This is a genomic window from Gandjariella thermophila (assembly GCF_005405885.1).
Lineage (GTDB): Bacteria > Actinomycetota > Actinomycetes > Mycobacteriales > Pseudonocardiaceae > Gandjariella > Gandjariella thermophila.
On sequence record NZ_BJFL01000067.1, the window covers coordinates 1 to 11,733 of the forward strand.

Here is an 11,733-nt window from a genome sequence, read left to right on the forward strand (position 1 = left end):
GTTGCCGGTGGGCACATCGGTTCCGTCGACCAGGACGAGTCGGCCGCGGATCGCCTCTTCGAGGTTCGGAACGTGCAGGCACAACGCCTGCCCGATCAGCGGAAGTATGGATCGATAAACTCTTGATACGGTCGACTGGCTGACTCCGAACAGGTCGCCCACAGCCGCCTGGTTCAGATTCTGCCGGACGTATACCAAGGTGAGTACGACAGCGCGGTATAGTCCCACCACCGGAGGCCAGACTTGCTTTTTATTGCAGGAGGCGATCTGCCAAATGCGAGCAACAAGCTCCTCGATCTGGTCGGCAGCAAGTCCTGTAGTAGACTGGTAACGCAACGGCCCCGCCTGTAAGTCGTGTTCTGTGGGAGGAAAACGATCTTATCTGATCGGGGTCGTTGCCCTACTTTGAGGTGATCAAGCCGGCCTGAATAACGCTCTGTATCTGAAGATGGCGATTTCCCTCGTCGAGATGACACAACGGATCTCTTACTTGCGATTGGCACATATAGAGTAGTGCTCAATACCTTTGGATTGACCTGAAAGGTGCGCACCTGGCCAGGACGCTGTCGCTCACAGTGTTGGTCAAGGCCGTTGAGGTGCTGGGCATCCCCGCCAACGTGGCCGCCCAGTTGGAAACCTCGCGCCGCAAGTCCCAGGAGCAGGGTGTCCGCCCTGCCTGGCGTTGCCATCACCGTGGCGCCCCTGCGGAGAGAGTTTGGTACTTGAAGCGGTGACAACGAGGTTTCTGTCGGGTGCGTGCGGGAGAATGACCTCGTGAACGGATCGACCGAGCGTGTATGGCAGCGTGGCGTGCAGCTCGGCAAGGCCAACCAGGAGATCGTCGAGCTCGCGCGCAGGCACTGCCTGAACATGGAGTTCGTTCCCGGTGGCGGCCGGGGCATGGTCGAGGCGGAGACGGGACTACCGGTCGACATGCGTCAGGTTCGGTGCCCGGTCGCGCTGGGCGGTATGGCCAGCAATCTCCGGTGGATCGCGACCGAGTTCTACCGAGAGCACTGCATCGGATGTGCCAAGCGGCATCCGACCGGTGACGTACCGAACCTGGCGACGATGGTCAACGACGCGGATACGGCACGGGCAGCCGCCGCAACCCGCGAGAAGGACCGGCTTGCTCAGGCCCGGGCGCTCTGGGTGACTCGGGACGAGCGGCGGCGGGCTCTCGCCGCGGGCAGCGGTGAGGCAATGGCAGGTGCGCTTGCTGACATCGGCGTCATCGACAGGAATCCGGACGTGCCCATCGACGCCGACCGCCGAGCGGCTGCCCTAGCAAGGCTCACCGCACTCGCTGACCGCAAGCCTGAGCTGTTCACCGCCGATGTGGTGACCGTCGCCGTGGAAGTCGTCGAATCGTTCGGTGGCGCGAATGAGTTGCTCGATCCACTGCGGCGGTTGGCGCTTTCCCGCCAGGAGTTCTCGAGTGATGTGGCTCGGGCCGCGGTAGCGGCGTTGCGTCGTGGCCCGGTTGTGTCGGCCGGTCGGTGCATCGCGGACCTGGGAACTCACGTTCCGGCCGATCTTCTGGACCAACAGGTGTGTACCGCGCTGGTGCATCTGGCGGGTGCCCCAGCACTGGACCAGTTCGGCCGGTCCCGGCCGAACGAGACGAACGACCCCACTGGCCTGCGCGCTGCCGCCGGCATCGTTCCCGATGTGCTGGCACGTGTGCTGCGCGAGATGCTGCCCGCTCCGTCCGCACCGACTGCTCTGGTGTTGCCCTCACCTGCGCCCACGCCCTACCAGGTCTCCGCGCACGACCGGGCAACTGCGGCAGGCGCCGTCCGCGCCCTGGCCACTACCCACCCCGATCTGGCGACCAGCCTGGTGAATGTCCTGATCTTGGACCTCGCAGTGGTGGACGACGAGTTCAACGATCCCGCTCGACCGGCGATCGAGCGCACCCTGGCCGTACTGCTCATCCTGGGCGTGGGAGACGTCGAACAAGCAGTCGACACCGCAGGTCGCCGAGGCGGCGAGGAACTTCGGGGCCGGCTTCTGCATGTGATGTCGCGCGCGGCGGACCTGATCTCGCCGAACCCCCGATGGCGGGAACCAGGTGACCCAACTCCGGACGCCGATCGGCGGGCAGCGGTAGCGGCGGCCTTGTTGGCCTCCGCCACCGCGCGGCTCAGCGGCGACTGGGGCGACCGCGTCCGAGTCGAAGCTGCCGACCTCATCAAAGACCTGGCTGGCCAAGATCCGGGCGGCGCGCTGGCGAACCTGCCGGCCTTGCTCGGGGCCGTCCTCACCCTGATCGACGCGGACCGGCAGCCGCCACCCAGTAGCAGGCTGGATGTGCCCAGCGAACCGCCACAACTGAACACGTTGGAACCATTGGCTCACAAGAGTGCGGTGAGTGGTGCTCTAAGCCGCGTGCTCGGCGCGGTGGAAGCCGTCGCAGCAGCGGACCCGGCCGCGGTGTGCTCGACGATCGCGGTATTGGTCGCCGATGAGCGGGACACCGAGCGCGGTACCGACCTACTGTGGTGGCTGCTGCGCACGCTCGGCCGGATCGGGAGCCGCCACGGGAGCGAGCAACGGGTCCTGCGCACGATCCTGCCGATTCTGCACAGCTATCTTGTTGACAGCGACGTCTCGCTGCGCGCCCGTGCGATCGACGCCTGGACAGAGATCGCGACGTACCAGGAGCTCCCGTCCAGCCTGCTCGATCTGCTCCCTGCCCTGCTCACCGACACGTACGTCGCGGTCGCGCGCGCCCTCGCACGGGCCGCGGCCCGCCTTGACTGGCCCAATACCACTCGTGAACAGCTGCTGATGCACGCGCTGGGACTGCTGCACGGCGTCGACCCGGCCACCCAGTCGGAGGCGGTGAAGGACGCGATCACTGCTGCGATCAAGCTCGTCCACGACGGCGACAAGCATCAGCGCGCCGCCGTCGAACAGGCCGTTCTCGCTGTGGCGTCCCACCTCGACAGCTACGACCTACGGGACGCTCTTGATCACGCATGGTTGCCGACGACCGAGCGCTCCGCTCCGATGGCGCGCCTTCGACTTCGCCAGGCGGCCGACCTCCAGATCAACGACCGCTGGAACGCCCACGACGATCGGGAGCTGTGTGCTCTACTCGCGTGCGGCCCCGGTCTTACCGATCTCCCGCTCACCGACCTCAGCGCGGCGGCACTCGCGCTGGCACCGGAGCGTCCGCTGGGTGCGGCTGAGTTCGCCGAGGTTGCCTGGCGCGCGGGCCGCGCTGACGACGCGGTCTCGATCATGGTTGCCGTCTTGAATGCGACCCCGGACCAACCCGCGTACGCATCCCACCGGCTGATCGTGGACCTAATCCGGGTCGCCGCCGAGGTAGACGCTGCCGCTGCGGCCGGGCGTGACTGGACAGACGCGGCCACGCGCGTCACCGCTGCGGCATCGGCGCTCACGAGCGTGAGTGACAGCGACGTCGCGCGCACCCTGGCCACATCCTGCACCGCGGCCCTCGAGATTCGGCACCTGCTCACCGCGTGCGAACGCAGTAGCACGACCGTAGCCGATCCAGCGCAGGCACGCCGGCAGCGAGCTAATGCCCTGGCCATTGTAGGGGCCACGCTTGCCGCCGCATCCCGACAGGCAACCGACACCGGCGCCTACCTCCGCGCTGTCGCCGCCGCATGTGATGTTGGCGCGCACCTCCTACGTGCCGACGCCGCCGCACTCGATGCCGATACCGGCGCGATGACCGCGCACGCCACCGCCGCGACCCGACGTGCCGATGTCATCGCCACCGAACTCGCCGAACGCTTCGCGCCCGATGATCCGCTCGCCGGCCCGTTGTACGCGCATATGGCCGCCCTGACCGATCTGTCGCCGGGCACAGCCGCCGACGCCATCCTCGCTCGGTGGGTACCCTTGCCGATCCCGGTGCCGGTCGTGACCGGGCCACGTCGCCGCGACCTTCGGGCGCTCGCCGCGATGCGCGGTTCCGCGACGGTCGACGAGCCTGACCGACCCGCTCCGACTCCGGTCGCCGTGGTCCTCGCGTCGGTTGATAGTCAACTGATCAGCGGCCCGGAGGTGCTGCGCGCGGATCGCGTGTACGACCTACAGATGGAGGTTCAGTCCGGCATCTGGCCTGACTGGGCCGACCGGCTGGACGGCGAACTCCTGACCCACCTCACTCCGGCGGAGATCACCACCCCGGAGTTCACCTGGAGCCGCGGGGAGCACGCCGGCGATGGGGAGACGTACACGAAAAATGGTCCGCTGGTCCTGCGGTTCTCCCTCGGCCCTGGCCAGCCAGCGCCGCCCCTGCTGGTGCGGCTGACCTGGCGAGGCGCCCGTGACGGGGAACCCGTCTCCCAAGTGCTCGACATCACCGGCCACCGAGAGCTGCGGCTCCGGCCGTTCGACCACTCCCGAGACCGCGTCACCGACTACCCCGTCTTCGACGAACGACTCCTCAGCTACTACGAACAGCTCACCCGCGCTGGCTACGACGCCGACCAACTGCAGGCATTCTGCCGGTTGCTCACCGCGATCTGCCGCGTCAGCCTACGTATGACCTGGGAGAAGAAGTACCGCCGCGGCACCAAGGTCAGCGAGCGTACCTTCCACGACGACCTACACGAACGCCTGCTCGCGGATCCGGAGCTCGGTGGTCGTGTCGATCGTGGAAACCCGCTCGCCCTCGGCTACCTCGACGTACGGCACGACGGCATCACCGCCGAACTCAAGGTCGAACGCAAAACGCCCGTCACCCGCGACACCGCGCCGAAGTACATGGGCCAGCCGACGCAGTACGCCGCCGCTGACGGCGCCCGCCTGTCCATCCTGACCATCCTCGACATGAGCCCGAAGGTACTGCCCATCGGCACGCCGGAGAACTACCTGTTCACGCTGGAACCGCGCCTGCACGGGCTGGACAATCCTGAAGCTCCAAGCCGGGTCGCCGTCCTCGTGGTCAACGGCAACATGCCGACGCCAAGCTCCTGGTCGCGACGCAAGACTCCGACGACAGGCGACACCCCGAGTTGATCCCGCCAACTCCGTCCCCGGATTCCAGGTGGTCGATGTTCTGGGGACCGAGACATCCGCGTCCGCCGCCTCGTGGAGATCGTTCACGGACTCCGGCATCGCGTCGTGAACCTTCACACCTCGTGCTCTGTGCATGGTGGAACGTAACACCAGGACTTCGGGCGGCGCGCGGACGGTTGGACCAGTTATGGACGGACCCTACTGGGTTTTCCCCTGATCAGAGACCTAATACGACTCATTGTCGCTGCGAGATTGATACAGTCGGTCTCAACTGTCTCAGTGTGTCCACCGTTGGGCATCTCCTTCGGGCTGAGATACTTGGGGAGGCCAAGCTCTACACGCCACCAGTTAAGGATGTCTTGCTCGATGCCTAGAGCTATCTGGCCGTCAACGGTTTCGCTTACTAATACCTGCCATCCTTGTGTCTGATGGCGAGACAGGCGCACTCCGCTTGGTGCGGTGACGCCAATTTTGGCAGCACCGTAGCCGGGATGAGTAATAAGGTAGATGAGCGCCTCATCCGCTGCTTTAAACCCGGACGTTCGACACCAGCGGCAGCCACCCCAGCCCTGCTTGACGGTTGAGTAGCAGGGCGTGACAATCCGCTTACATCTGAGGCATCGGCATTTCCATGGGCGTAACGAACCCGGATATGGCTCCAACGGTTCGAGATCGACGCCTCGCATACGCGCTGCAGCAACGTCGGGTTTGATCGTGGTGTCGTTACAGTAGCGGCAGCCCGTCCCACGTCGCACACCGTTGTAGCGAGGTGTCACAAGCTTGGTGCAACGGAGACAGCGTGACAGCCAGGGTGCGTGTGCGCCCGGGTACTCGGCAAGCGGTTCCAAATGTGCCGCTCGCATCACCGATACCGCCATCTCGGGATCGACGCGGTTACCTGCGCACCAACCGCACCCAGTTTGCCCCTTCTTTATGTTATTAAGCAGTGGGTTTGTCTCTTTACCACACGCGCAGCACTGGCACCGCCACGGCTTCATGACGCCTTCGTATGGTTCCAAGGGCTCCAAACCGGCGGCACGCATGACTTGCACGGCTTGGGCTTCATCGCCGCGCCGCCGGTTGTCCGACGTGCGTCCGGCACATGCGCGGCAGCCGCCCCATCCCTGACGGATATTGCCGTATCGCGATGTGACCTCTTCTCCGCAACCGAGGCACCGACATCGCCACTGCGATCCGGCCCCAGGATAGGGTTCGAGCGGCTCTAAACCTTTTTCAAGCATCAGGCGAGCGGCATCCTCGTGCCGAAGTCGCTGCTTTGCTCCGCTTACTTTTGCCGCACACAACCGGCATCCTCGATGCCCACGGGCGACGTCCTGGTATCGCGGTGTCACCGTCTCCCCACATTCCAAGCAGGTACACCGCCAGGGTTGATTAGCACCAGGATATGGCTCCAATGGTTCAAGCCTCGCGCGACGCATCACGCTCTCAGCTTGCTCTGAATTCAACCGAACAGCTTTAGATATTCGTTCCGGTGCGCAATATCGACATCCTCCACCTTTGACAACCACCGCATACCTCGGGCGTACCTCTCGCTCACATTTTTTGCATCGACACCGCCAGGGTCGACCAGCTCCCGGGTAAGGCTGCAATGGTTCCAAGCCAGCAGTTCTCATTACCACGGCAGCATTGTTCGAATCGACCGCGTGTCCTGAACAATACTTGCACGCTGCCTGACCAGCTCGCACATTACCGAGCCGTGGAGTTACTTCCCGCTTGCACGTGCGGCAACAGCATCGCCAGGGGACAGTGGAGTTTCGATATGGTTCTAGCGGATCAACCCCAGCCGCTTGCATAAGCTCGACTGCTTCGTCTGGGTTAAGCCGGCGAGGCACAGTGTCATTTCTCCCTTATCTCCAGGCCCGTCGCTACCCTGCTACGGCGCCTTGCATTGAGCCCTCTGCCCGATTCCCATAATGCAGCGGATGCACCTTGGGGATCTCGGGAAAAATAACCGGGTTCTCAGCTCGCTGCTGAAGACGGCACCGCACACCGCCCGAACTGCCACCGGTATTGGCGGTACTGGACGAACTCTGGGTGGCCCCGGAGCACGGCCCGAACCTCGGCAACGGTCGGCACCGTGGCGGCTGGAAAGTAGTCCCGAATGAGCGCTTGAACCTCTGACGCCAGCAGCGGCTCGGTTTGCCGGGCCAGCACGATGGCGACTTGCTGCTTCACACTCGGCTCGCTGGGCGCCGCCAGAAGCACCTCCTGCAACGCCACGATGCTGGCTTCCTCTTGCAGTCTTGCTTCCTCGATCGCAGTGAACACGGCCTCAAGGACTGGGATGCCGTACTGCTCAAACGATCGTCCGAGCCGCGTCCGTCGTTGGGAGTCAGTTAGCAGGAGCGTTGCGCCAACCGCGACTAGACCACCGAGCAGCCCCGGTGACACGCCGAACCGCCGACCAACGAATCTGACCAGTGCGGTCAGCGCCCACCCCGGCGATACCGCCAGGGCACCGGCAACGTTCTGTTTGCTGACTCCTTCGGCGAGGTCGGCCGCCAACCCCGCCACTACACGCCAGTCCTGCGGTGCGAACCCTGGCTTACGCAGGTGCTTGTCGTCGGAGAAGACCACACACGGGCCGATGAGCTTGGCGAGTCGCCCGGTCGGCAGATCGTCGAGGTCCGTGATCGCCAGTACTTGGTCATCCGAAACGTCTGCCTCCGCGACCGTGACGAAGCGCAGGATCGGCAAGTAGTACTGCTCGAAGTGGGCGCGAAGGACGGCCAGCGGCACCGGACTGGACTTGGCGACCTTCGGCAACCGCCGATACATCTCGCCGTACACGTGATCGGGCGCGTAGAGGACTGCCGTTCCGAAGGCTGTCATCCGGCGCAGCCGGGACCGGAAACCTTTCCGGCAGTCATTCTCAACGCTGCTCAGCAGGGCGTTTGTGTCGGCGATCCCCACCAGGCGAGGTACCAGCGAGCAGTACGGGTCGAGGTGCACTCGCTGTGCACCCTCCGTCACCTGCACGTTCGTCATGGCGATGAGGGTAGCTACCGCCACCGACAGTTGCGCCCGTGTTAGCCGGCCTGAATCCAGCTCAGCGGTTTCGGTGGCCAAGGGCCTCCTGGACGCGCTGACGGGTCGCGGCGTCCGTGCCATCGAGGCACATGGCGTAGATCTTCAACAGCACTTCCACGGAGTGCCCGGCCCACTCTGCGACCGTGGTCGGCGGCACTCCCCCGTTTAGCCACGTCGCTACCGCGGCGTGCCGCAGGTGGTAGGGCGTCCCGGCCAACGGAGAGGCCGCCACTTCCTCGGTGAACGCCGTCTGCCGCGCCCACTTCCACGTGCGTACGGTGGTGAGCTTCGGCAGTTCTGGCGGTTGCGCTCGCCCACGAACAGCCGACCGCCCGGGCCAGTGTCGAACTCGCGCATGTGCCAGTGCAGAAGCGCTTGCTCGGCAGCCGCACCGGCGACCTGCTCGGTTGGCTCGGGCACAGGCTGACCAGGACGAGCTGTCCGTTTCCAGGCCGGCCTCCCGGCTCGAGATCGTGACGCCGCGCCCCCAATTACGCGCCATCGCCGCAACGCTAGGCGCGTGCCCGCAGCCCAGGGCCGAGGTGGAGGCCGCGGGACAGGCCAGCCTTGACCGCAACCAGCAGCACTTCGCCGCCCACCACGTTGATGTGCTACTGGAAATGGGCTGGCTGGAGGCGGAGGACAGCGAGCTCCATGCCGTGCACGACATCGTCATCGACCAGGTGCTGGAACAAGTGCGCGCTGGCGAAGCGGGTCACCTCGCCGGCCTCGGCCACGAACACCGCCGCCAGGGTCGGGCCGATGCCGGGAATGATCTGGATGGCGTGGTAGCCAGGGTGGCCTGCGAGCTTGCCGGAGACGAGATGGGTGGCCACGTCGATTTCGGAGGTCAGCGCGTCGAGCAGCCGGCAGAGCTGTTGACCCGGGCCCGGTAGGCGCCATCCGGTGAGGCCTGGACCAGCAGGGCGCGGCCGCGGGGCCCCGAAGCCCTCTTTGCCACTGACTGATAGGTGGCCAGGCCCTGCTTGGCCAGGACGCGTGCACGGAGGCCTTCACAGCTGAGCAATGCGCGCTGCGCCGGGGACCTGTCGGTACTGACCGGACGCGGCAGGCGTAACGATCGATTGCCGGGATGAGACATCCTCTCTGCAGGTCAACTTGTTCGAGGACAGGTGCCAACGGTGGCGACAACCAGCTTCACGGTCGGAGACGTCGTCGAGACATCGTTCCGCCCAGACCGGCCCATCAAAGTCACGGCCGTCATGTACGAAGCCGTCGTGCGGCTGCGTTCGGCTCTCATCGTCGCTGCTCAGCGACGAAGCACACTCACCTACGAAGAGGCGTCGGCCGCCATCGACTGCGCCTTTGTGCCGGCTGGTCTCGGTCGGCCGCTGGACCTACTCGCGGAGGACTGCGTCCGCCGCGGCGAGCCTTCCCTCGCCGCATTGATCGTTCAGAAGCGAAGCGGTGAAGTCGGCTCTGCCTTCATCGGGAACGCTGATGCTGAACGAGAACGTTGCTACCGCCACTGGCGTTGAACCTCCTTGGCTGTGCGTTTGGCACGTTCGCGGCGCTGCCCCGCCCGGTGAACCTGCACGACCTCGTGCGCGACGAGGTCGGCATCCCCGCCCAGCCCCCGGGTTCTACCAACACCCCAACGACGGAAGCGACCCCACGCACCGGAAAACGACACCGTGCAGGCAACCTCGTTCACCGCCGTGGGCCAGTTCGGCCGCGACCACCAGTTCGCGGGCCTGTACTACTGGAACCTCGACTTCTACCAGAGCCCAGCCGACCCGGCTACTGGGACCACGGCAGCTGCGTCGGCCGCCCAGCTCAGGACGCGATCCGCCTGACGTAATCCCGGTTCAAACCTCGCAATCATGCTGTCAAGACTATGCCAACCAGAATCTTCAGGCGCACAAGTCAGCACGGAGGCGCCCGGGCGACCTGTTTGCACTGGTCAGGACGTTCAAAATCCGAGCCAGCCCGAAAACAAGTGGAAGAACTATACCAGTCAAACAAGTTTGCTGGGTTTTGAGAGGTAGGCGCCAGGACACTGGCTGCGCGGTCGCACAGAGCGCCCAGCTGACGAAGGAGCGAGCATGATGACGCTGGTGGACACCGAGTTGGTCGGCCGAACGAAGCGTGAGCAAGATCCGAGCCGGAAGCGGGATCGCCTTGCTGCAGTCCGGTACGGACGTGCGCGCATGAACCCCTACCGAAGGCCGCTGCGGCCTGGGCAGTGGGCGCCAACGCTCGTGGAGGCCTGGGCTCGCTACAATGATCGTTTCATCGGGGCCAGCATTCAGCCTCACAGGGCAAACCCCGGGTTCGTCCGCATGAGCGTTTCGACTTGGTTCAACTCGGCGCGCTTGCAGTGTCATCGCTGCCGGGCGGTGTTCTCATCGAAACCCTCGACGACCTCGGTCCGCCTGGAACTCCGCCACTGTGCCGCGCGGTGCTCGGCCGATTCCTGCAGAAGGACGACTCAGGCCAGGACCCGCCATGGTGGTACGGCCGAAAATGGACGACGGCTAACCGGCCACAGGCTCGCCGAGTCACCGCCAAGAATGTCGATTCTTGGGTAAAACAAGCAGAAGAATCGATTATTCAAGATGAACTCGACGCCTTTCGGAAGGCACTTCAAGATTATCTCATCGCGAGATACTCGGGCAACGCATCCGCTTTATTCTCTTTTATCACTGAGTTGGGGTCGGGTCCAGTCAGAGATGTCATTCTTGCCAAGGATCAGCACCGGCGCCTGACCGCCCACAACTCAGATGCTGAAATTTCTCGATACCTCGAAACCTATGGATATATCAATCCCGCGGGAACCGTCGGACGGTGGCACCACGAGCATATGAAATCGTTGCGTGACAATGGGTAAATCTGATCCCTGCCGTGCAAACGAAGACGCCGCCCCCGACGAAGACCGGACCCAGCGGGGAGCCTCGTCCTCACGCAGCCATCACCGCCGCCGTTCCCGGTTGACGGCGACTGCGCACGACGCGGGCCAACACGCGAGCACGCCGAGACCCGACACGAAGTTCGCGGCGCAGCGTCTCCGCCGAGATCGGTCGCCGATGCTTATCCCAGTGCTCAGCATCCAACCGGGACGCATCGGCAACCAACGGGTCGTCGTCCTCGACACCTGCCAACGCCGCCGCGCCCTTGCCATCATCGCTCCGACCAGCAGCGTTGTTCACAGCCGTGCGCGGCGCTGTTTCCTCGCTGTCGGCCTCGTCGCGGCCCGCCTCCGGCACCTCTCGCTGCTGGCCCGGTTCATCGACCTCGCGAATCGCCTTCAACAAGCTGGGCCCGACCTCAGCCCAACCGATCAACAGGAGCGGACCCACCGCATCGAACGCTGCCTTCCCGAGTTGACCCGCACAGATCGGTTCCGCCACGTTCAAGCCCAGCGTGACCACGCTGGCAAACATCAACAAACGCTGCGCCGGACGCAACTGCTCGCGCGACGCTCCGTGCAGCGCGAGGTACCGCGTGCCCACCAACAGCCCGAGCACCGACAGATCAACAGCCGGAGCCACCAACGGCGCCACATACGCCGGAACCCCCAGCCGCAGTCCCAGGGTCTTGTTGACTGAACTAAATTCGGCGTTTGTGCAGGTCATAAAGGTTTCCGGGCGGCGTGCCGATAGGCATGCGTGATCGTTTCTGGAGACCAGTCGCGGGATGTCGGCTCGTTGGTGGTGC

8 protein-coding genes are annotated in these 11,733 nt (G+C 64.7%); 4 read left to right on the forward strand and 4 right to left on the reverse strand.

What is annotated here, in order from left to right; genetic code table 11:
- The coding region (locus FFT21_RS27465; protein ID WP_137813421.1) for a helix-turn-helix domain-containing protein at positions 1-336 on the reverse strand (336 nt) is incomplete at its 3' end.
- 438 nt (positions 337-774) lie between these two features.
- Here FFT21_RS27465 and FFT21_RS27470 point away from each other — a divergent pair.
- Complete coding sequence (locus FFT21_RS27470; RefSeq protein ID WP_192909792.1) at positions 775-5,004, forward strand: hypothetical protein; 4,230 nt, start codon at positions 775-777, stop codon at positions 5,002-5,004.
- 1,980 nt (positions 5,005-6,984) lie between these two features.
- Here FFT21_RS27470 and FFT21_RS27475 read toward each other — a convergent pair.
- Positions 6,985-8,013, reverse strand: a complete 1,029-nt coding sequence (locus FFT21_RS27475; RefSeq protein WP_137816829.1) for a PIN domain-containing protein — start codon at positions 8,011-8,013, stop codon at positions 6,985-6,987.
- Between the two features lie 653 nt (positions 8,014-8,666).
- The gene (locus FFT21_RS30830; protein WP_192909793.1) at positions 8,667-8,891 is read right to left on the reverse strand and encodes a transposase; all 225 of its coding nucleotides are present in this window, start codon (positions 8,889-8,891) and stop codon (positions 8,667-8,669) included.
- Positions 8,892-9,197: 306 nt separating this feature from the next.
- Here FFT21_RS30830 and FFT21_RS27490 point away from each other — a divergent pair, with 306 nt between their 5' ends.
- From FFT21_RS27490 to FFT21_RS27495, 3 genes are all read left to right on the forward strand, one after another.
- Positions 9,198-9,554 carry a hypothetical protein gene (locus FFT21_RS27490; RefSeq protein WP_137816830.1) on the forward strand — a complete coding sequence of 119 codons (357 nt, stop codon included), beginning with the start codon at positions 9,198-9,200 and terminating at the stop codon, positions 9,552-9,554.
- A 156-nt stretch (positions 9,555-9,710) separates the two neighbouring features.
- On the forward strand, positions 9,711-9,872 hold the full coding sequence (locus FFT21_RS29030) for a hypothetical protein (RefSeq protein WP_153816593.1): 162 nt from the start codon (positions 9,711-9,713) through the stop codon (positions 9,870-9,872).
- A 500-nt stretch (positions 9,873-10,372) separates the two neighbouring features.
- On the forward strand, positions 10,373-10,906 hold the full coding sequence (locus FFT21_RS27495; RefSeq protein ID WP_137816831.1) for a hypothetical protein: 534 nt from the start codon (positions 10,373-10,375) through the stop codon (positions 10,904-10,906).
- 70 nt (positions 10,907-10,976) lie between these two features.
- Here the strand turns inward: FFT21_RS27495 and FFT21_RS27500 are convergent, their stop codons facing one another.
- Positions 10,977-11,651, reverse strand: coding sequence for a hypothetical protein (locus tag FFT21_RS27500; RefSeq protein WP_137816832.1), 675 nt, complete (start codon positions 11,649-11,651; stop codon positions 10,977-10,979).
- Positions 11,652-11,733 lie beyond the last annotated feature (82 nt).

Coding starts and splice junctions, on each gene's coding strand:
- FFT21_RS27500 (WP_137816832.1), bottom strand. CDS start 11,651: ATGACCTGCACAAACGCCGAATTTAGTTCAGTCAACAAGACCCTGGGA.
- FFT21_RS27475 (WP_137816829.1), bottom strand. CDS start 8,013: ATGACGAACGTGCAGGTGACGGAGGGTGCACAGCGAGTGCACCTCGAC.